At 66.7% G+C, this 19,620-nt stretch carries 21 protein-coding genes; 12 read left to right on the top strand and 9 right to left on the bottom strand.

The window, feature by feature from the left end:
- Positions 1–106: 106 nt before the first annotated feature.
- Entirely contained in the window at positions 107–919 is an 813-nt protein-coding gene (locus JOY29_RS00110; RefSeq protein ID WP_300974165.1) for an outer membrane beta-barrel protein, read from the top strand.
- A 181-nt stretch (positions 920–1,100) separates the two neighbouring features.
- Here the strand turns inward: JOY29_RS00110 and JOY29_RS00105 are convergent, their stop codons facing one another.
- The 8 genes from JOY29_RS00105 to JOY29_RS00065 form a co-directional block, all read right to left on the bottom strand.
- The gene (locus JOY29_RS00105) at positions 1,101–2,435 is read right to left on the bottom strand and encodes a L,D-transpeptidase family protein (RefSeq protein WP_300974164.1); all 1,335 of its coding nucleotides are present in this window, start codon (positions 2,433–2,435) and stop codon (positions 1,101–1,103) included.
- Between the two features lie 92 nt (positions 2,436–2,527).
- Positions 2,528–2,881, bottom strand: a complete 354-nt coding sequence (locus JOY29_RS00100) for a response regulator (protein WP_300974163.1) — start codon at positions 2,879–2,881, stop codon at positions 2,528–2,530.
- Positions 2,882–2,923: 42 nt separating this feature from the next.
- The gene (locus tag JOY29_RS00095; RefSeq protein ID WP_300974162.1) at positions 2,924–5,305 is read right to left on the bottom strand and encodes a response regulator; all 2,382 of its coding nucleotides are present in this window, start codon (positions 5,303–5,305) and stop codon (positions 2,924–2,926) included.
- 4 nt (positions 5,306–5,309) lie between these two features.
- Complete coding sequence (locus tag JOY29_RS00090; protein ID WP_300974161.1) at positions 5,310–7,409, bottom strand: M13 family metallopeptidase; 2,100 nt, start codon at positions 7,407–7,409, stop codon at positions 5,310–5,312.
- Between the two features lie 18 nt (positions 7,410–7,427).
- On the bottom strand, positions 7,428–8,000 hold the full coding sequence (locus tag JOY29_RS00085; RefSeq protein WP_300974160.1) for a DUF2062 domain-containing protein: 573 nt from the start codon (positions 7,998–8,000) through the stop codon (positions 7,428–7,430).
- On the bottom strand, positions 7,993–8,475 hold the full coding sequence (gene smpB, locus JOY29_RS00080) for an SsrA-binding protein SmpB (RefSeq protein ID WP_300974159.1): 483 nt from the start codon (positions 8,473–8,475) through the stop codon (positions 7,993–7,995). Before smpB ends, JOY29_RS00085 begins: the two co-directional genes overlap by 8 nt.
- A gap of 428 nt (positions 8,476–8,903) precedes the next feature.
- Positions 8,904–9,224 carry a hypothetical protein gene (locus tag JOY29_RS00070; RefSeq protein WP_300975578.1) on the bottom strand — a complete coding sequence of 107 codons (321 nt, stop codon included), beginning with the start codon at positions 9,222–9,224 and terminating at the stop codon, positions 8,904–8,906.
- Between the two features lie 39 nt (positions 9,225–9,263).
- The gene (locus JOY29_RS00065) at positions 9,264–9,509 is read right to left on the bottom strand and encodes a hypothetical protein (protein ID WP_300974158.1); all 246 of its coding nucleotides are present in this window, start codon (positions 9,507–9,509) and stop codon (positions 9,264–9,266) included.
- Positions 9,510–9,724: 215 nt separating this feature from the next.
- Between JOY29_RS00065 and JOY29_RS00060 the strand changes: the two genes are divergently transcribed.
- The 6 genes from JOY29_RS00060 (at position 9,725) to JOY29_RS00035 (ending at position 14,682) form a co-directional block, all read left to right on the top strand.
- Complete coding sequence (locus JOY29_RS00060) at positions 9,725–9,886, top strand: hypothetical protein (protein WP_300974157.1); 162 nt, start codon at positions 9,725–9,727, stop codon at positions 9,884–9,886.
- 119 nt (positions 9,887–10,005) lie between these two features.
- Positions 10,006–10,899 (top strand): outer membrane beta-barrel protein, encoded by an 894-nt coding sequence (locus JOY29_RS00055; RefSeq protein WP_300974156.1) that lies wholly within the window; start codon positions 10,006–10,008, stop codon positions 10,897–10,899.
- An 86-nt stretch (positions 10,900–10,985) separates the two neighbouring features.
- Positions 10,986–11,363, top strand: a complete 378-nt coding sequence (locus tag JOY29_RS00050) for an OmpA family protein (protein WP_300974155.1) — start codon at positions 10,986–10,988, stop codon at positions 11,361–11,363.
- A gap of 60 nt (positions 11,364–11,423) precedes the next feature.
- Positions 11,424–12,938: a flavin-containing monooxygenase gene (locus tag JOY29_RS00045; RefSeq protein ID WP_367280022.1), complete on the top strand. Its 1,515-nt coding sequence runs from the start codon at positions 11,424–11,426 to the stop codon at positions 12,936–12,938.
- The gene (locus JOY29_RS00040; RefSeq protein ID WP_300974154.1) at positions 12,935–13,750 is read left to right on the top strand and encodes an SDR family oxidoreductase; all 816 of its coding nucleotides are present in this window, start codon (positions 12,935–12,937) and stop codon (positions 13,748–13,750) included. Before JOY29_RS00045 ends, JOY29_RS00040 begins: the two co-directional genes overlap by 4 nt.
- Complete coding sequence (locus JOY29_RS00035) at positions 13,747–14,682, top strand: alpha/beta fold hydrolase (protein WP_300974153.1); 936 nt, start codon at positions 13,747–13,749, stop codon at positions 14,680–14,682. The genes JOY29_RS00040 and JOY29_RS00035 overlap by 4 nt, the downstream gene beginning before the upstream one ends.
- 30 nt (positions 14,683–14,712) lie before the next feature.
- Here the strand turns inward: JOY29_RS00035 and JOY29_RS00030 are convergent, their stop codons facing one another.
- Positions 14,713–15,291, bottom strand: a complete 579-nt coding sequence (locus JOY29_RS00030; protein WP_300974152.1) for a NifU family protein — start codon at positions 15,289–15,291, stop codon at positions 14,713–14,715.
- 195 nt (positions 15,292–15,486) lie between these two features.
- Here JOY29_RS00030 and JOY29_RS00025 point away from each other — a divergent pair, with 195 nt between their 5' ends.
- The 5 genes from JOY29_RS00025 (at position 15,487) to JOY29_RS00005 (ending at position 19,416) form a co-directional block, all read left to right on the top strand.
- Entirely contained in the window at positions 15,487–16,665 is a 1,179-nt protein-coding gene (locus tag JOY29_RS00025; RefSeq protein ID WP_300974151.1) for an acetyl-CoA C-acetyltransferase, read from the top strand.
- Positions 16,614–17,816, top strand: a complete 1,203-nt coding sequence (locus tag JOY29_RS00020) for an FAD-dependent oxidoreductase (RefSeq protein ID WP_300974150.1) — start codon at positions 16,614–16,616, stop codon at positions 17,814–17,816. The genes JOY29_RS00025 and JOY29_RS00020 overlap by 52 nt, the downstream gene beginning before the upstream one ends.
- Positions 17,813–18,136: a 2Fe-2S iron-sulfur cluster-binding protein gene (locus JOY29_RS00015; protein ID WP_300974149.1), complete on the top strand. Its 324-nt coding sequence runs from the start codon at positions 17,813–17,815 to the stop codon at positions 18,134–18,136. Before JOY29_RS00020 ends, JOY29_RS00015 begins: the two co-directional genes overlap by 4 nt.
- A 196-nt stretch (positions 18,137–18,332) precedes the next feature.
- Positions 18,333–18,782: a copper chaperone PCu(A)C gene (locus tag JOY29_RS00010; protein WP_300974148.1), complete on the top strand. Its 450-nt coding sequence runs from the start codon at positions 18,333–18,335 to the stop codon at positions 18,780–18,782.
- Complete coding sequence (locus JOY29_RS00005; protein WP_300974147.1) at positions 18,769–19,416, top strand: SCO family protein; 648 nt, start codon at positions 18,769–18,771, stop codon at positions 19,414–19,416. Before JOY29_RS00010 ends, JOY29_RS00005 begins: the two co-directional genes overlap by 14 nt.
- Positions 19,417–19,620: the final 204 nt, after the last annotated feature.

The following is a 19,620-nucleotide window of genomic DNA, read 5'->3' as shown; positions in this document are numbered from 1 at the left end:
CAATCTCATACCGGTGCTTGTTCAGCTTTCGCTTGAGCGAAACTTATCGGCTGCTCTACAAGTTCGGGGCGCCATCAACACTAACTCTGAGCGAGAAGGGGAAAGCATGCGCAAATACCTACTGGCCGCCGTCGCTGCGGCTGCCATCACCTCGCCGGCAATGGCCCGCGACAAGGCGGGTTATGTCGGCATTGATCTTGGGGCGATGATCGTCGAAGATCTGAAGGTCGACGTCACCGACGGGACGACCACCGCTTCCGATCTCATCATCGGCGACCACAAGATCGGCTACGACGTCGGCGTGAACGCCGGCTACGACTTCGGTGCCATCCGCGCCGAGGCCGAGGTCGCCTACAAGCGCGCTGCCCATGACGAATATCTGATCGATGGCGTCAATTTCGACGGTGACGGTCGTTCGACCAGCCTGTCGCTGATGGGCAACCTGCTGCTGGACTTCGGTTCGGACGACAGCTGGCAGGGCTTCGTCGGCGGCGGTGCCGGTATCGCCCGCACCCGCGTGTCGGCCTTCGGTGACCGTCTCATCAGCGACAGCGGCTTTGCCTGGCAGGTGCTCGCGGGCGTTCGCTATCCGGTCAGCGACAACATCGACTTCGGCCTGAAGTATCGCTTCTACAACCACGACATCGAGGACAGCGTCAATCTGTCGGACTTCGATCTGGCCGACGCCGACCTCGACACGCGGTTCCGGTCGCACTCGCTGCTCGCGAGCCTGACCTTCAACTTCGGTGGTGCGGCCCCGCCGCCTCCGCCGCCGCCCCCGCCGCCGCCGCCCCCGCCGCCCCCGCCGCCGCCTGCCACGCAGACGTGCCCGGACGGCTCGGTGATCCTGGCGACCGACGCGTGCCCGGTTCCGCCGCCGCCGCCGCCGCCGCCGCCGCCGGCGCCGGAGCGCGGCTAAGGGGTCCTGGCCGGTCCTTCGGGACCGGCCGGCCACTGGCCACAGACAGACGGGGTGGAGCTTCGGCTCCGCCCCGTTTTTCTTTGCCTAACAATAGTGATGAGTGCCTGCGGGTGCGAACAACGAAAAGGCCGGCAGGGTCGCCCCTGCCGGCCTGATCTTGTTCACGCTTTCGGGGTCCTTATGGTGCCGGACGCGCCACGCTGGAGTACATGGTGGCAGCTGCCAGCTGGAGGTCCGGGCGGCCGTCCCAGCCATAGGGATCCTTGCGCATCGCCAGCTTGCCGTCGGCGCCCGCCTCAACCGTCAAATAGGTGAGGTAAACCGGAACACCCTTCGGAATCTGGACGAACTGCTCGGGATCCTTGCCACTCATCGCCGGTTCCGAACCCATCAGCCAGCGGGCGAGCCGCTTGGCGTCCTCAAGACGGATGCAGCCGTTCGACTGCTGGCGGTTCGCGAGCTGGAACTTGTCCTTGGACGGCGTGTCGTGAAGGAAGATGTCCTGCCCGCTTGGGAACGGCACCTTGAGACGACCCATGCTGTTGAGGGCGCTGGGCTTCTGGCGGACCCGGACCGACTCCGGATTGGCGAGCACCTTGTTCCAGTCCACATCCTTTGCAGGCACGACGGTGGCGTCCGGACCCCAGCCGCTCATCACCTCATAGCCCGTGCGCTTGAGATAGGCGTCGCCGCCCTTGATCGCACTCGGCGCGATGGTCTTCTTGATGAGGTTGGGTGGCACGTTCCAGTAGGGATTGAGCGTGATCCAGTGAATGACGCTGGCGATCATCGGCGTCGGCGTCTCTTCCGTGCCGACGATAACCTTCATCCGGTCCACGGGCTGTCCATTTTCATACATGGTCAGCATGGCATTCCCGCTATCGACCAGGATGAAGCGGCCGGTCGACGGAAGCACGCGGGCGCGCTCCAAATTGGAAAGCAGCCGCGCATCGGCCGCCGTCATTCCGCTCGCCAGCGCCGCTTCGCGCAAGCCGCGATAGGTAGGATTGACGTCGGCCATGCGATCAAGCGTGGCGGCAAGGTCGGGCGCTGCGGCGGTCGTCAGCAGGATCTGGTCAGGCCGTGAATGAGGGGCGAGTTGCTGATAGCCGTAGATCATCCCCTTCGGCGCCGTGCGCATGTGCTGCATGTAGGCGACCCAGGCCTTGCTCAACGCCAGCTCGGCCGACTTCTGCGCCTGCGCATTACCGGGCACCGCCGAGGCAATGGCCGCGTCTACCTGCGCAGCAAGCGCCGGGCCGGCGGCAAAGCCGTCGATGGGCGCCCGGCGGAGGATGGCTCCGAGACGCGACGCCGCCGCGCGGCTGGCGTCGTTGCGAAACCAGATGGGGGCGTCGCCGTGCGTGTAGTAGTAAAGCTCCACCGGATCGGTGGGCACGACCCGGACCACCGGCGCGGGTGCCGGTGGCGGCGCCTTCTTCTTGCGCGCCTCCGCTACGTCCGGGGAAGCCAGCAAGGCCATCATTGTCGTCGCAAGCAGATACTTGTTCACCGGTTAACCCCGTCCAACATCAAGTTGCGGGTGTTTTACCGAGTGGGGAATGACGGGCAAGTGAACCGTCAACCGAATGCGACGAACGGTCCCTAGGCGGACGCCTCGTCGATGACCGGTGCGATGCGGTCAATCGTATAGGGCTTCTCGAGCAACGGAGCATTGGCGAAGGCGGCCGGGGGCGGCTCGACGTGCCCACCGCTGGCGATGATGAAGGGCACGTTGCGCTGGCGCAGGGCCTCGGCGACCGGCCAGACCAGCTCGCCCTTGAGGTTGACGTCGAGGATCGCAAGATCGAAACCGCCGGCCTGCGCCTGCTCGAGCGCCTGTTCGACCGTGTCGCAGCTGGCGAAAATACGATGTCCGAGAGTCTCGAGGAAATCCTCGAGCATCATCGCGATCAGCGGTTCGTCTTCGACGACGAGGATGTCACGGCCGTTACTCACCGCTGTTCCTGTCGCAAACCCGGACCGCTAGCGCAACAGCTTTCAGCGCGATGCCAGAACCTTACGCGCCGCTTCGGAGAGCTGTTGTACCGAGAAGGGCTTGGGAAGAAAGGCGACATTGTCGATGTCGATCGACCGCCGGAGCTGCTCTTCGGCATAGCCGGACATGAAGAGGATGGGCAGGTCGGGCCGAGTCTTGCGCGCTTCGCGTACCATCGTCGGCCCGTCCATCACCGGCATGACCACGTCGGAGATGAGCAGATCGATCGGCTCGCCGCGTGCAACGATCTCCAGCGCCTCCTCGCCATTGTCGGCAGTCAGCACGGTATAGCCCTGCCGGGTGAGGGCGCGCTCGGCAACGGTACGGACCATCGGCTCGTCCTCGACGAGCAGGACGACGCCCGTTCCCCACGTTTCTTCGGCCCTGGCCGCCGGCAGGGCCGGCCTGGCTGCCTCCGCGACATCGCCTTTCTCTTCCTGGTGGACAGGCAAGTAGATGACGAAGGTCGTCCCCTCCCCGACCTTGCTGGCGGCGAAGATGAAGCCGCCCGACTGCTTGACGATGCCGTAGACAGTGGAAAGGCCGAGGCCCGTCCCCTTGCCCACTTCCTTGGTGGTGAAGAAGGGCTCGAAGATCTTGCCGAGAACCGAGGCGGGGATTCCGCACCCGGTGTCGGAGATGCTGAGTGCCGTATAGTCGGCGATCGGCAGGATGTCGGAGCCGAGTTCGGCAACTTGCTCGGCCTTGACCGCATAGGTCTGGATGGTGAGCCGGCCGCCGCCCATTCCGGCCATGGCGTCACGCGCATTGACCGCGAGGTTGACGATCACCTGTTCGAGCTGGCCCGGGTCCGCCCGCACCGCGCCCAGGCCGCGGCCATGCTTGAGCTGGAGCGTCACGGTTTCGCCCAGCAGGCGCTTGAGCAGGTGGCTGACCTCGCTGACCACGTCGGGCAGCTGGAGCACCTGCGGTCGCAGCGTCTGCTGGCGGGAGAAGGCCAGCAACTGGCGGGTCAGGCCGGCGGCGCGGTTGGAGTTGGACTTGATCTGCTGGATGTCGTCGTAATCGCTGTCACCGGGCGTGTGCCGCATCAGCATCAGGTCGCAATGGCCGATGATGGCGGTGAGGATATTGTTGAAGTCGTGCGCGACGCCGCCCGCAAGCTGGCCGACGGCCTGCATCTTGGTCGCCTGGGCGACCTGCCGCTTGAGCTTGGCTTCCTCGCTGTTGTCCTTGAGGAGGAGCAGGACGCTGGCTTCGCCGAGGTTGCGCAGGCCGGCGATGGTCAGAGCGACCGGCTCGGCCGGCTGGTGCGACAGGCGGACGGCGAGATCGCCCGACATGGCGGGCCCGCGGCTGTTGCGACGGACGGCGTCGGCGACAGCGGCCTTGTCCTCCTTGACGACGAGGTCGCTGGGGAAGGCCGGCAATGGGCCTTCTTCCAGTGCGGCGGCACGGCGGAACGCCTTGTTGCTGGTGAGGAAGCGACCGTCCCGATCGACCAGGGCGAGGCCGAGAGGAAGCAGGTCGAGCAGCGCCTGGAGGCTGGCGGGCTCGGACAGGCTGGGCGCCTCGCCGGTCGCGAACAGCAATGTCAGGCCGGCGGCGCGGCCGGAGCCGGGTTCGGCGGGGATGTGGAGCAAGCGGAGGACCGCAGATTCCGGACCCGCAGCGGTGAGGCGGACCCTCCCCTCGCCGGCGACCTGGAGCACATCGTCGAGATTGGTGCCCGCTTCGCCGAGTGCCGCACGGCGCGCGAACAGGCCGTTGGCGGCGACCACCTGCCCGGTCTCGTCAACGGCCGCGGCGAGCAGGCCGGCTTCGCCCAGCACCTCGCCTTCGAGGCCCTGCAAGCGCTTGATGAGGATGTCGAGCGGCGATCGCCGGGGGCGCAGGAAGCGCCACAGAAGCAGGCCGCCGGAATGACCGGCGCGGGCCACCGTCACGGCCAGGATCGTGCCCTTCTCACCGCTGAGCGTGGCACTGGCCTGGCCGTCCTGAAGGGCCTGCATTCGCGCCTGCTCGATCGCCTGGCGGCCTTCCGGGTCGGCGACCAGCTGCGCAGGCGGTGCCAGCGCGGGGAAACGCTCCCGATAGGCGCGATTGAGGCCGAGCAAGCGGCCCTCGTCATCAGTCAGCGCTGCCGCGTCCGCGCAGAGGTCGAGGCTGGAAGAGACCAAGGCATAGTCAGGAGCAATGACGGCCGCGCTTTCGGCGATCTCGGCGCCCGAACCGCGGCGCCAGCCGGCGACGGCCGCAACCACCACCCCGAGGGCGAGCGGAAGCGCGACCGCTGGATGGCCGGCTGCGATCGCCAGCGCAACGAGGCTGGCGAGCGCAAGCGCAAGGAGAGTGGGCACCAGCCACGGCTCGCCCCGAGGGACGGGCTCGGCGTCGATCGCGGCGAGCCGGGCGTGGAGCATCAGGCTACCAAATCCGGACCCGCTGCTCGGGCGTCAGATACATCGCCTGGCCGGGCTGGACGTTGAACGCCTTGTACCAGGGATCGAGGTTGCGCGACACGTAGGGGCGGTAGTTGCCCGGGCTGTGCGGTCCGGTCACCAGCTGCTGGCGCATCGCATTCTCGCGGTACTTGGTCCGCCAGATCTGTGCATGCGCGAGGAAGAAGCGCTGGTCGCCGGAAAAACCGTCGAGCACGGGCGCTTCCTTGCCGCCGAGCGACAGTCGGTAGGCGTCATAGGCGACCAGCATGCCGGCGAGGTCGGCGATATTCTCGCCAAGAGCCAGGCGGCCGTTGATCTTGGCGCCAGGCAGCGGCTCGTAGGCGCTGTACTGGTCGGCGAGCTGGGTCGCATAGACTTCGAACTTCTTGACGTCTTCCGCGGTCCACCAGTCGGTGAGGCGCCCGTTCGGATCATACTTGCGGCCTTGGTCGTCGAAGTGGTGGCTGATCTCGTGGCCGATGACCGCGCCGATCGCGCCATAGTTGATGGCGTCGTCGGCATTCGGATCGAAGAAGGGCGGCTGGAGGATGGCGGCCGGAAAGACGATCTCGTTCATCGTCGGATTGGCGTAGGCGTTGACCGTCATCGGGGTCATGAACCATTCGTCGCGGTCGACCGGCTTGCCCAGCTTGTCGAGCTGGCGGCGGTAATCGAAGGCCGTCGCACGCTCGGCATTGCCGTAGGCGTCACCCGGCCGGATGGTCAGCGCCGAATAGTCGATCCACTTGTCGGGATAGCCGATCTTCGAGCGGAAGCTGGCCAGCTTGGCGCGCGCCTTGGCGCGGGTCTCGGGCACCATCCACGGCAGGTTGGCGAGCCGGTTGTCCATCGACGCGATGATGTTCTTGACCAGTTCGTCCATCTTGGCCTTGGTCGCCGGCGGGAAGTAGCGGGCGACGTAAAGCTCGCCGACCGCCTCGCCGATGGTGCCGTTGACGGCGTTGACGCCCCGCTTCCAGCGCGGCTCCATCTGCGGCGTGCCCTGAAGCGTGCGGTTGGAGAAGTCGAAGCGCTCTTCGGTGAAGGCCTTGGGGAGCACTCCGGCGGCGTCACGTGCGGTGTGCAGGACGGCCCAGTCCTTGAGCGTCTGCAGCGGTGTCCCGGCGACCGCCTTCGCCATGCCGGTGAAGGCCGAGGGCTGGCTGACGATGAACTCGTTCTGCGCACCGAGGCCGGCGGCGGTCAGATAGGCGTTCCAGTCGAACCCCGGCGCGCGGCGAGCGAAGTCAGCGCGGGTCCACTTGTTGTAGGTCTTGTCGTCATCGCGGCTCTCGACCCGGGTCCAGTGGACCTCGGCCAGCTTCTTCTCGAAGGCGAGGATGTTCTGCGCCGCCTGGGTGGCGCGAGCCGCCGGAATGCCCGACATGGTCAGCATCTTCGCGATGTGCGGGACATATTTGTCGCGCGCGGCCGCCAGCTTGGCGTCGCTCGAGAGATAATAATCCCGGTCGGGCATGCCGAGGCCACCCTGCGCGAAGATCGGGACGTAACGGTCCGGCGCCTTGGCGTCCTGGTTGATATAGAAGGGGAAGAGGCTGGGGCCAAAGCCCGCCAGGCTGGTGCCGAGCGCACGGGCGAAGTCGGCCTTGGAGCGTGCATCCATGAACGGCTTCAGGTCTTCGCCGAGCGGCGCCGCGCCGCGCGCCTCGATCGCAGCCTCATCCATGAAGCTGTTGTAATAGTCACCGACCTTCTGAGCATTCGTGCCGGCGGCGGCGTTGCTCTTGGCGGCCTCCTCGATGATTCCGCGGGTGCGGGTGCGGGACAGCTCGTCGAGCACGTTGAAGGCGCCGAAGCTGGCGCGGTCAGCCGGGATCTCGAGAGTGCGGAGGTAGTTGCCGTTGGCGAACTCGACCCAGTCGTGGCCGGGCTGCACGTTGCGGTCCATGCCGGCGGCGTCGAAGCCGAAGGTGCCGAGCTCGGGCTTGGGCGCGGCCGGGGTGGCGGCGACCGGGGCCGGCTCCGCGGCCGGGGTGACGGCGGCGGTCTCGGCCGGAGTGTCGGTAGTGGCGCAGCCCGCGAGAGCGGTGGTTGCGGCAAGGCAGATCAGCAGTCGCTTCATGGGGCTACGGTCTTTCCTTCATGGATGGCGATGAAACAATTCCGGTCGTGTACGCCTGCGCCACTTGCGATGCACCCACCAGCGCCAGACGACGATCGACACGCCATAGCCGACGAACGCACTGACGAGGGCGATCAGGAGTAGGCCTGTGATCATGGCGGGAGCAGCGTCACTCAGCAACCATTGGCTCCAACGTCCAATTCCGGCGCCGCTGGAGTAAAGTGCCTCGAAGGCTGCGAGGTCGGCATGGAAGCCGAGCTTGTTGCCAAGCGCGATGGCGGCGATCAGGAAGAAGGGGGTGGTCGCCGGATTGCTGAGGAAGGTCATGGCCGCCGCGATCGGAATGTTGCCGCGGATCGGCATGCACAGCAGCGCCGCGCCGACGATCTGCAGGCCAGGGATCATCAGGAATATACCGACGAACAGGCCGGCGGCGACCCCGCGCGGAACCGAGCGGCGGGTAAAGCGCCAAAGGTCGGACTGCCGGACACGCGTCCCGAACGGCTTCAGCCAGCGGCTTTCGAGCACTTCCTCGCGGCTGGGCGTCGCCTTGTCGGCGAGGCGCCGGAAGAAGCCGGGCCGCTCAGCCACGATCGCGCAGCAGGCGCTGCTGCTCCCGCTTCCAGTCGCGCTCCTTGATCGTCTCGCGCTTGTCGTGGACCTTCTTGCCGCGAGCAAGCGCCAGTTCGACCTTCGCCTTGCCCTTGCCGTTGAAGTAGATGGACAATGGCACGAGGGTCAGACCCTGGCGGTTGATGGCGCCCATCAAACGGCCGATCTCGCGCTTCTTGAGGAGCAGCCGGCGCTTGCGGCGTGGCTCATGGTTCATCCAGCTGCCGTGGGAATATTCGGGGATGTGGCTGTTGATCAGCACCACTTCCTCGTCTTCGACGGTGGCGTAGCTCTCCGCGATCGAACCTTCGCCCGCCCGCAGCGCCTTCACTTCGGTACCCTGGAGCGAGATGCCCGCCTCGAAGCGATCCTCGACGAAATAGTCGTACCGCGCCCGCCGGTTCTCGGCGACGATCTTCTTCTTGTCGAACGGGGCAACGGGAGGCTTGGACATGCGTGGCTGAGGCACTTAGGCGCTGCCGGCGCGTCGTGAAAGGGAGGATGGCGGCGTAGAGTCGGGTAAATTGACAGATAACGACAATGGTTAACGCCAAAATGGCGGAACTCTGCCAATGGCACGCCCGTTGCTTAACCATATGTCGATGCGCACGTCCTCATTCCTGCGGTCCGTCGGCCGCCTGTTCACGGTGAAAACACGGTGGGAGGCGTGGGCGGTGACCTGGGCAATCGCGCTCGGCGCGGCGGAGCGCGGCAAGCATTATCTCGCTCTCTATCCAGGGACCCTGGGCTGGATCTTCTTCGCCATCTGCTGTGCGGTGGTATTCCTCGCCGGCGGCAAGCTGCTCGATGCGACCAGAACGCAAGCGCCAGCCCTGCCCGCTCCGGCTCCGGCTCGGATGCCGCTGCGCCGGCTTCGCCCGCTCAGTCGTAATCGACCCAGAGGGTTCCGTCGGATCGTCGGTTCAGGGTCACGACCTTTACATCGCAAAGATTGATCGACGACCAGGTGACCATCGTCCCTCCGACCTTGGCACGAATGTCGAAAGCGCAGAGCTGACCGCCGGGTGAAGGCATCGCCGTGCGGCCACCGGAAGCAAGCGCGCCGGGCGTCATGCTGCGCCAGCTGCCGCTTCCATCGGAGGGACGAATGGCGAGGTCGCTGAGAATGCCACCGCTCGCATTGGCGAGCACGAACGGCCCGGGTTCGCTCAGGAAGGCCGCAAGGAGAACGGACACGAGCATGGGAGCTTCATAGCAGAAGTCCGCCCTGCCCGCGAGCGTTCAGGCGGCGCGGTCGAGCCGGTTGCTGCCGTGCCGGAACATCGGCGCAGCAGCACTGCGCGAATAGCTCTCGGAAAGCGGCAGCGCGGTTCCGCAGAAGCCGCATTCCGCGAGCAGCCGGCCGATCAGCCAGTGCGTGCGTCCGCAACCCGGGCAATGATTAACGGCATTCTCGCGGTAAACCGCGTGATAGCCGCGCAGGGCGGGGTTGAAATGGTCTCTGTTCAAATGGCTCGAAGTCAGCATCGCTGTCCCCTCGCTTCCCTGGTGGAAGATGATGTTCGGACGTGTAACGAGCGGCGAGTCGTTCGGTTTCAGCGATAATCCGCTTTTGCCATGCTGCTGTCACCAACGTGCCACGGCTTGTGCCGAGGCGGGACGCCTGTGGATATTAACTCTTCCTCCATCTTTGCGGCCCAGACCTCTTCGGACGGACATATTTCGTTGCGTGGAGCCGTGGGATGGAATCGAACCAGCGCTATTACGCCCGCCGCGCCGCCGAAGAGCGGACCGCCGCGCAGCGCGCCATGACCGCAGCCGCGCGCGAATGGCACGCCAAGCTCGCCAGCCAGTTTGCCGCCCGCGCCGCTGCCGCCTGCGAGGAGGCCGCGAGCGCCGCCTGACCAGGCACAGCTCGCAATTCATTACGCTTCTGGCATTAATACCGGTTATCTGGCATAAATGCTCCTGCCGCCGTGACCCCGAGGGGCTCAGCGGGACAAATGGGGAGCAGACGACCATCATGCGCAAACTTCTTATCGGCGGTGCCGCAGCGGCGCTGCTTGCCACGCCCGCCGCCGCCCGCGACAAGAGCGGTTATTTCGGCGCCGAAGGCGGTGCCCTCTGGGCCAAGGACCTCAACCACGACCTGACCATCGTCCGGGCTCCGCCCTCGACCGTGGTGGGCAGCGTCGTCGTCGAAGACGGCGCGCTGATGGACTTCAAGAAGCCCGGTCTCGATCTCGACCTGATCCTTGGCTATGACTTCGGCATCGTTCGGCTCGAAGGTGAGCTCGGCTACAAGCGCGCCAGCCTCGACTCGGTCGGCCTCCGCAGCGCTTCCGCTGGTCCGGTGGTGACCAGCGGTTCCGGTGGCAACGTGGGTGTCACCTCGGCGATGGCCAATCTGCTGCTCGACTTCGGCAACGATGACGGCCTGAGCTTCTATGCCGGTCCGGGCGCCGGCTGGGCGCGCGTCAAGATGAACAACATCGCCCCCGCCAATGCCGCCTTCGACATCGAAGGCAAGGACAGCGGCCTTGCGCTGCAGGGCATCGCCGGTATCCGCTACGCCATCACCCCGCAGCTCGATATCGGCCTGAAGTATCGCTACTTCCGTTCAAGCAAGCTCGATTTCGACAACATCATCGGCGAGTTGAACAGCTCCGGCGTGACCTATGACGCCCGCAGCCGCTTCAAGTCGCACTCGGTGCTGTTCAGCATCATCTACAACTTCGCCGAGCCGGCCGCCCCGCCGCCGCCGCCGCCGCCGCCGATGCCGCCGGCCCCGCCGCCGCCGCCGCCGCCGCCGGCCACCCAGACCTGCCCGGACGGGTCGGTCGTGCTGGCGACCGACAGCTGCCCGGTGCCCCCCCCGCCGCCCCCCCCGCCCCCGCCGGCACCCGAGCGCGGCTGAGGCCAGTCCTTTCACTTAGCAACGGCCGGGAAGCCCAGCGCTTCCCGGCCGTTTTCTTGTTCGCGGCACGGCGCTAGGATGCGGCCATGGTGATCACCTTCCTCGCCGCCGCAGCCGCCCAGGCGACCGCTCCCTCGCCGGCCCCGCTGATGATCTTCTTCGACAGCGGCAAGGAGGAGATCCGGCGCGACTGGGAGCCGGTGCTCGACCAGGCGGCCGAGGCGGCAAGGGGCGGCGCAAGGCTCCGCCTCACCGGCCACACGGATCGTGAAGGTCCCGCCATCGTCAATAGGCGCATTTCGCTCCAGCGCGCGCGGATGGTGGCGCAGGCTCTGGTGAAACGGGGCGTGCCTGCGGGGTCGATCACGACGATTGGCCAGGGGGAGGAAGCACTGCTGGTCCCCACGGACGACGGCGTCCGCGAGATCCAGAACCGGCGCGTCGACATCGGCGTCGAGCGCTAGGCCGGCAGGGCGACTTTACGCTTGTCAGTGCATCACCGCCGCGCGCAGCATCGCCCGACCATGGAACAAGTCAGCACAGCCGCCATGATCGACCTCGATGTACTGATCGTCGGCGCCGGTCTTTCCGGCATCGGCACGGCATGGCACCTCCAGACCTATTGTCCGGGCCGAAGCTACGCGATCCTCGAGGCGCGCGGCGCGATTGGCGGAACCTGGGACCTGTTCCGCTATCCCGGCATCCGCTCCGACAGCGACATGTATACGCTCGGCTACAGCTTCGAGCCGTGGACCGAGGCACAGGCGATCGCCGACGGCGCAACCATCCTCGCTTACGTCAACCAGGTTGCGGACAAGTACGGCATTCGCCCCAAAATCCGCTTCGACAGCAGGGTCAAGGCGGCGGCATTCGACAGCCGGACCGGTCGGTGGACGGTGACCGCGACGACTCCGCAGGGCGAGGTCCGGCTCTCCTGCCGCTGGCTCCATTTCGGCACCGGCTATTATGATTACGAGCAGGCCTATCTGCCCGACTTTGCCGGTCGGGAGAACTTCGCCGGGCGCTTCTTTCATGCGCAATTCTGGCCCGAGGGCCTCGATATGAAGGGCAAGAATTTCGTCGTGATCGGCAGCGGCGCCACGGCCGTCACCATCGTTCCCGAGCTGGCCAAGGCCGGCGCGGCGCATGTCACCATGCTGCAGCGCTCGCCGACCTATATGGTCAGTCGGCCGGCGGTCGACAAAGTGGCGAACCTGCTGCGCGGCCTGCTCGGGCCGAAGCTCAGCTATAGCTTGGTGCGGGCCCGCAACGTGCTGATGCAGCAGGCCTTCTTCCAGCTCGCCCGGCGGCGGCCCGAGCTGATGAAGAAGCTGATCCGCAAGGGACTGATGAAGGAGCTCCCACCCGATTACGAGATCGAGACGCACTTCAACCCGGCTTATAATCCGTGGGACCAGCGCCTCTGCCTGGTGCCGGACGCCGACCTCTTCGCCGGCATCCGCGCGGGCAAGGTGGAAGTGGTCACCGACCATGTCGACCGCTTCGTGCCGGAAGGCATTAGGCTGAAGTCCGGACGCCTGCTCGAAGCCGACGTCATCGTCGCCGCCACCGGTCTCAAGCTCAAGCTGCTCGACGACGTCGCGATCTTCATCGACGGCGCGGAGCAACGGCTGCAGGGAACGATGACCTACAAGGGGATGATGTTCGGCGGCGTGCCCAACCTCAGCTACAGCTTCGGCTACACCAATGCATCGTGGACGCTGAAGGCCGACCTCACCTCCTATTATCTGTGCCGTCTGCTCAACCATCTGGAAAAGTGCCGACGGACGATCGCCGTGCCCGAGGTCCAGCCGGACGTGCGCCCTGTCGAGTTCATCGACTTCAATTCGGGCTATGTGCAGCGCGCCAGGGACATCCTCCCCAAACAGGGCGACAGGGCGCCTTGGAAGCTCCACCAGAATTATGCGCTCGACCTTGCCGCGCTCAGATATGGGAAGGTTGAAGATGGGGTGATGCGTTTTTCCGGATCGCCGCAGCGAACGCCGCCAGCGCCGAGCCTGACGGGAGCGGAGGCGTGAGGCTTGGCGGCCGCGTGGCGGTCATCACCGGCGCGGGCGGCGGCATCGGGCGCGGCCTGGCGGTGGCGCTGGCGAGTCGCGGCTGCGCCCTGGCGCTGGTCGACCGCAATGCCGCCGGCCTGGCGGAGAGTGCCGCGCTTGCGGCCGGCGTCCAGATATCTAGCCACAAGCTTGACGTCACCGACCGCGCGGCCTGCCTCGCCCTGCCCGACGCAGTGTTGGCCGAGCATGGCCGCATCGACCTCCTCGTCAACAATGCCGGCGTCGCCATCGGCGGCACCTTCGAGCAGGTGGACGAGAGCGACTTCGACTGGCTGATGGAGGTCAATTTTCACGCCGTCGTGCGCCTCACCCGTGCCTTCCTGCCGCACCTGAAGGCGAGCGATGTGGGCAGGATCGTCAACATCTCCAGCCTGTTCGGCCTCATCGCCCCGCCCGGCCAGACGGCCTATTCCGCCGCCAAGTTCGCGGTGCGCGGCTTTTCGGAGTCGCTCCGCCGCGAGCTCGGGGAGGCGGGCTCGACCGTCGGGGTCACGGTGGTCCATCCCGGCGGGGTCAGGACCGACATCGCCCGCAATGCGCGGCCACCTCGTCACGCCAGCAATGAGGAAGCGATGCTGATGGCGAGCGAGCGGGAGCGCTTCCAGAAGTTCCTGCGCATGGATCCGGCGCAGGCCGGCGAGATCATCGCGCGCGCCATCGAAGGGGAGAAGCCGCGCGTTCTGGTCGGTGGCGATGCGAAGTTCGCGGCCCTGATCGAGCGCCTCGCGCCGGTCGGCTACTGGAATATCCTCAAGCGGAGCATGGCATGAGAAACTGGGCGATCGCCGGCGTTTCGCTGGCCGGAGGGCTGCTTGGCGCAGGCCTGTACAGCGCCAGGGCCGCGCGCCGGGCGGAAGAACTGGTGCCGATGGACGGGCGGCTGGTGAAGGCCGGGCCCCATCGCCTGCACGTCACCGAGCAGGGCGAAGGGCGGCCGCTGCTCCTCATCCACGGCCTCGGCGCCCAATTGCGAAGCTTTGCGCAGGCCATGGTCGACGATCTCGCCCGCGACTTCCGGGTGATCCGGGTCGATCGGCCGGGCTCCGGCTACTCCCCTCGCCTCGCCAGCGGCTCCCAGCACCTGACCGACCAAGCGGAGGCAATTGCAGCGCTGATCGATGTCCTTGGGCTCGAGAAACCCATCTTGGTCGGCCACTCGCTTGGCGGGGCGCTCAGCCTTCAGGTGGCGGAACGCTACCCCGACAAGGTCGGCGGCCTCGCACTGGTCGCTCCGGCGACCCGACCGGTGCACAATGTGCCGGAGGTGTTCCGCGGACTGATGGTGCCGCTGCCTCTGGCGGGCCTCGTCTCGCGCACGATTGCGGTGCCGCTCGGGCAGGCTGCGCAGGACAAGGTGCTGGAGCAGGTGTTCAGGCCCGAGCCGGTACCGACCGACTATCTGACGGCGGGCGGCGGCGCGCTGGCGCTTCGACCGGGCAACATCGAGGCGGCCTGCGGCGACCTCCAGCTTGCGCGGAGCGACGCGGACGAGATGGTCGCGCGCTATCCCGGCATGAAGATCCCGACCGCCATCCTCTACGGTCGCGGCGACAATCTGCTCGACTGGCGTGAGCATGGCGAGAAGACGGCGAGCGAGATACCGGGAGCGAGACTGACCCTGGTAGAAGGGGGGCACATGCTGCCCTACACGCAGCCGCTGGAAACGGCGGCATGGGTGCGAAAGTCTGCCGAAGCGATGTGAACGCAGCGCCGTGCGGCGTTGCGACCGTAGCTAGACTGCTTCGACCGTTTCCACCTCCGGCACATAATGCCGGATGAGATTCTCTACCCCGCGCTTGAGGGTCACGGCCGAACTCGGGCAGCCGGCACAGGCGCCCTGCATGGCAAGGTAGAGCGTGCCATCGCGATAACCGCGATAGACGATGTCACCTCCGTCCTGCGCGACCGCCGGACGGACCCGGGTCTCGAGCAGCTCCCTGATCTGCGCGACGATCTCGGCATCGGCGGGATCTTCGTCAAAGCTTTGCCCATCGTCGCCATCGACGAGAATTCCCGCGGCCGAACCCGGAACGAACAGCGGTGCACCCGAAACGAAATGATCGAGCAGGATCTGGACGACGTCGATCTCCAGCCCAGCCCAATCGACGTCCGGATTGGCAGTGACCGAGACGAAGTCACGGCCGAAGAAGACGCCCTCCACTTCGCCGGTGTCGAACAGCGCCGAGGCGAGCGGCGAAGCATTTGCGCTTTCCGCATCGGGAAAGTCGCGGCTGCCCGCTTCCATGACGGTCTGGCCCGGCAGGAACTTGCGGGTCGAAGGATTGGGCGTGCGCTCGGTCGTGATCAGCATGGCGTCCATGTGGCTTCGGCAGCAGGACTTTGCAACGCGTGTCCGGCCGCGTTCTATCTGGAGCGTGCCGGACGCCAGCCTGCCGGTCCGCTGTCCCGAACGGGCCTTTGTCGATCCAGGTGAGACACGAATAACGCTTTTGCCCGAACGGAGAACCTGGCTAGTGCTGGGAAAACTTGTCGGACGAGGTCGCAGATGCCCGAAGCCTATATCGTCGCCGCTGCCCGCACCGCCGGAGGGAAGAAGGGCGGCTCGCTAAAGGACTGGCACCCGGCGGACCTTGGCGCCAAGGTGCTGGACTCGCTGGTCGAGCGCTCCGGCATCGACCCCAAGGCGGTCGACGATGTCATCGCCGGCTGTGTCGGGCAGGTCGGAGAACAAAGCTTCCACATCGGCCGCAACATGGTGATGGCCTCGAGCCTGCCGGACAGTGTTCCGGCGGTGTCCATCGACCGGCAGTGCGGCTCCTCGCAGCAGTCGGTTCATTTCGCAGCTCAAGCGGTGATGAGCGGGACCCAGGACGTGGTCATCGCCTGCGGGGTCGAGAGCATGACGCGGGTGCCGATGGGCCTTGCGGTGATGCTGCCGATGCAGGCGGGGATCGGTACCGGGCCGTGGCCGCAGTCGATCAAGGATCGCTACGGCGTCACCGAGTTCAGCCAGTTCACCGGTGCCGAGATGATCGCGCGCAACTATCAGATGAGCCGCGAGGAGCTGGACGCCTTCGCACTCGAGAGCCATCGGCGGGGGGCGGCGGCGACCGAGCGGGGCGACTTCGAGGCTGAGATCGTGCCGCTTACCATCGTCGATGCGGACGGGAACGAGCACAGCCACGCGCGCGACGAGGGCATCCGCTTCGATGCCTCGATGGAGGGGCTCGGCAGCCTCAAGACCCTCAAGCCTGATGGCGTGATCACCGCCGGCAACGCCAGCCAGATCTGCGACGGCGCGTCGGGCGTGATGGTGGTCAGCGAGCGGGCGCTGAAGGAACATGGCCTGACGCCGCTGGCGCGGATCGACCATCTGACCGTCACCGGCGGCGATCCGGTCATCATGCTGATGGAGCCGATCCCCGCCACCCGGCGGGCGCTGGAGCGGTCTGGGCGGCGGATCGAGGATATCGATCTGTACGAGGTGAACGAGGCCTTTGCCCCGGTTCCGCTGGCATGGCTGCACGAGATCGGCGGAGATCCGGAGCGGCTGAACGTCAATGGTGGGGCGATCAGCCTCGGCCATCCGCTCGGCGCCAGCGGCACCAAGCTCATGACCACCCTCGTCCACGCTCTGCGCAAGCGCGGCAAGCGCTTCGGGCTCCAGACCATGTGCGAGGGCGGCGGGATCGCCAATGTGACGATCATCGAGGCGCTCCACTGAGCCGGTTCGACGTCCTCATAATCGGGACCGGCCATGCGGGGGTCTCGGCTGCGCTTCACCTCCGCCAGGCGGGCTTCACCGGAAGCATTGGGCTGCTCGGCGAGGAGACCGAACTGCCCTACGAGCGGCCGCCGCTCAGCAAGGAATATCTGACCGGGACCAGGGGGCGGGAGGACTTCCGCTTCCGCCCCGCCGCCCTCTGGGCCGAGAAGGCGGTGACGCTGAATCAAGGCGAGCGGGTCGAGGCTGTTGACCCAGCCGCTCGAACGGCGACCTGCGTCTCGGGTCGGACCTTCTCGTATGGCGAACTGGTCTGGACGGCCGGCGGCCGTGCGCGGCGGGTGCCGGGGGCGCATGCGATCCGGACGCTCGCCGATGTGGATGCGCTGAAGGCGGGGCTGGAGACGGCGCACCGGGTGCTGGTGATCGGCGGCGGGTGGATCGGGCTCGAGGCAGCGGCGGCCACGGCCAAGCTCGGCAAGGAGGTCGTGCTGCACGAGCGCGAGCCGCGGCTGCTGGCGCGCTGTTCGGGCAAGGCGCTGTCGGACTTCCTGGTTGCCGAGCATCGGCGGCAGGGTGTCGAGGTGCGGCTCGGTGCCGAGGCGCCGAACGCGGCGGAATTCGACCTGGTGGTGGCCGGGATCGGGATTGATCCCGAAGCGGGGCCGCTGCTGGCCGCCGGGGCCGAGGGCGGCGACGGGGTGCTGGTCGACGAGTGCGGGCGGACGAGCCTGCCGAATATCTGGGCGGCCGGCGATGTGGCGCTGCACTGGAACCGGTTCGTGCCGGAGCGGCCGATCCGGATCGAGTCGGTGCAGCATGCCAATGACCAGGCAGCGAGTGTGGCGAAGGCGATTGCCGGAGAGCCGAAGCCCTATGCCGCCATGCCGTGGTTCTGGTCCAACCAGTATGACCTGAAGCTGCAGACGGTCGGGCTCAGTCACGACCATGACGAGGAACTGGTGCGCGGCGAACCGGGGTCAGGGCGGTTCAGCGTGCTGTACCGCCGAAGAGGCAGGCTGATCGCCATCGATTGCGTGAACATGGTGCGCGACTATGTGCAGGGACGGGCGCTGATCGAGCGAGGGGGCGTTGTCGACGCTGCCCGCCTGACCGATCCCGACGTGCCGCTGAAGAGCCTGGTGGAGTGACCGACTTGATCATCAACGTGACGACCCGAGACGGACATGCCCGCGCCATCCAGGGGCAGGAAGGCCGCTCGCTGATGGAGACCCTTCGCGCTGGCGGGATCGAGGAAATCCTGGCCCTGTGCGGCGGCTGCTGTTCGTGCGCGACCTGCCATGTCTATGTCGACGAGGAATGGGCGTCCGCGCTTCCGCCGCTCAGCGAGGACGAGGACGATCTGCTGGCGACCAGCGGCGCTCGGGAGGCGAACAGCCGCCTTTCCTGCCAGATCCCGTTCGGCCCCGCGCTGGACGGAATCGCTGTGACCGTCGCACCGGAGGATTGAGGGTCACAAAGGTCACAAAGGTCACCGGTGGCGGGGGTATAATTTGGAGCTGTGTCCTTCTGGAAGAAAGAAGAAGCGGTATCCCGGATCGCGTCCGCGATGACAGTGGAAAGAAGTCGCGCGAACCGCATTGGTTCATTTCAACAGCCTTTGTCCTACATTGCAAGCCGTGCGCCCCAACCCTAGATGCGCGGCCATGAAACTTCGTCACGTCGCGGGTGCCGCGCTCGTCCTTGCCGCCCCGGCCACGGCCAAGGCCCCGGACATCCACGTCAGCGGCTGGGCCCGCGCGGGTGCCACCAGCAGCGCGGCCTATGTCAGCGTTCATAATGGCGGCCGCGGTGCCGACCGGCTAATCGCGGCGAGCAGCCCGGCAGCGGCGCGCGTGTCGATCCACGATAGCCGGAATGTCGGCGGCGTGATGCGGATGCGGGCGGCCGGCCCGCTGGCCGTCGCTCCCAATGGCATGATCACGATGAAGCCGGGCGGGCTGCACGTCATGCTGATGGGGTTGAAGGCACCGCTCAAGGTCGGCGCCAGGCTGCCGCTGACCTTGCGCTTTGAGAAGGCGGGCGCGGTAAAGGTCAGCCTGCCGGTGATGGCGCCGGGGTCAAGCGGACCGGCCGGGGGGCATGATGGACACTGAGGCGGCTGCCGCGCCCAAGGGGCTGAAGATTGTGCGGCTGATCCTCTGGGGGCTGGTGCTGGTGGCAGTGGCGGTGTTCGCCATCCTGCTGCTGCGGCCTGCCGATCCGACGACAACGAGCCGGGCGGACCCGGGCATGCCGGGCTTCACCCTTGGCGGACCGTTCACGCTGACGGGCGCCGACGGCAAGCCTTTCTCGAGCGCGCAGGCGCTGAAGGGCCGGCCCTATGCGATGTTCTTCGGCTTCACCAACTGCCCGGACGTCTGTCCGAATACGCTCGGCCGCCTGGCGAAGCTGCGCAAGGAACTCGGCAAGGGCGACCAGGCGTTCGACATCGTCTTCGTCTCGGTTGATCCCGAGCGCGACACGCCGGCGGTGGTGAAGGAGTATGTCGGCCTGTTCGGGACCCCGATCATCGGCCTGACGGGCTCGGAGGCCAAGGTCGCCGCAGTGGCGAAGAGCCATGCCATCTACCAGCGACGGGTGGACGATGCCCAGGCCCCAGACGGCTATACGGTCGACCATGGCAGCCATGTCCTGCTGTTCGGCCGCGACGGCAAGTTCGTCGCGACCATCGCGCAGGAGGAGGGCGACCAGCCGGCGCTCGACAAGCTGCGGCGGATTAGCGCTTAAGAGTCGTTCTTTTCGTACGCGACCTGCTCCGGAGACCGGATTGCTCAAGCGTGTCTGAATGTCTGCTTTGGGTGGGAAGCGGACATTCGCAGAACCTCCCCGTTGCGCAGCAATGGGGAGGGGGACCGCTCAGCCTTCAGGCTGAGTGGTGGAGGGGCCAGCGCGGCGCTCGCACCGTCGCATCAGGGCGTCGGCGACCGCTTC

The organism is Sphingomonas sp. LHG3406-1 (genome assembly GCF_029637485.1).
GTDB lineage: Bacteria > Pseudomonadota > Alphaproteobacteria > Sphingomonadales > Sphingomonadaceae > Sphingomicrobium.
Note: the sequence above shows the minus strand (reverse complement) of the source record. Positions and strands in the feature narration are given on the sequence as shown.

Bases quoted from the DNA above. Each gene is read 5' to 3' on its own strand.
- JOY29_RS00030 (WP_300974152.1), bottom strand. From the start codon at position 15,291: ATGCTGATCACGACCGAGCGCACGCCCAATCCTTCGACCCGCAAGTTC.
- smpB (WP_300974159.1), bottom strand. From the start codon at position 8,475: ATGTCCAAGCCTCCCGTTGCCCCGTTCGACAAGAAGAAGATCGTCGCC.
- JOY29_RS00060 (WP_300974157.1), top strand. From the start codon at position 9,725: ATGGAATCGAACCAGCGCTATTACGCCCGCCGCGCCGCCGAAGAGCGG.
- JOY29_RS00005 (WP_300974147.1), top strand. From the start codon at position 18,769: ATGATGGACACTGAGGCGGCTGCCGCGCCCAAGGGGCTGAAGATTGTG.
- JOY29_RS00090 (WP_300974161.1), bottom strand. From the start codon at position 7,409: ATGAAGCGACTGCTGATCTGCCTTGCCGCAACCACCGCTCTCGCGGGC.
- JOY29_RS00045 (WP_367280022.1), top strand. From the start codon at position 11,424: ATGGAACAAGTCAGCACAGCCGCCATGATCGACCTCGATGTACTGATC.
- JOY29_RS00070 (WP_300975578.1), bottom strand. From the start codon at position 9,224: ATGCTCGTGTCCGTTCTCCTTGCGGCCTTCCTGAGCGAACCCGGGCCG.
- JOY29_RS00095 (WP_300974162.1), bottom strand. From the start codon at position 5,305: ATGCTCCACGCCCGGCTCGCCGCGATCGACGCCGAGCCCGTCCCTCGG.
- JOY29_RS00050 (WP_300974155.1), top strand. From the start codon at position 10,986: ATGGTGATCACCTTCCTCGCCGCCGCAGCCGCCCAGGCGACCGCTCCC.
- JOY29_RS00025 (WP_300974151.1), top strand. From the start codon at position 15,487: ATGCCCGAAGCCTATATCGTCGCCGCTGCCCGCACCGCCGGAGGGAAG.
- JOY29_RS00055 (WP_300974156.1), top strand. From the start codon at position 10,006: ATGCGCAAACTTCTTATCGGCGGTGCCGCAGCGGCGCTGCTTGCCACG.
- JOY29_RS00010 (WP_300974148.1), top strand. From the start codon at position 18,333: ATGAAACTTCGTCACGTCGCGGGTGCCGCGCTCGTCCTTGCCGCCCCG.
- JOY29_RS00035 (WP_300974153.1), top strand. From the start codon at position 13,747: ATGAGAAACTGGGCGATCGCCGGCGTTTCGCTGGCCGGAGGGCTGCTT.
- JOY29_RS00110 (WP_300974165.1), top strand. From the start codon at position 107: ATGCGCAAATACCTACTGGCCGCCGTCGCTGCGGCTGCCATCACCTCG.
- JOY29_RS00065 (WP_300974158.1), bottom strand. From the start codon at position 9,509: ATGCTGACTTCGAGCCATTTGAACAGAGACCATTTCAACCCCGCCCTG.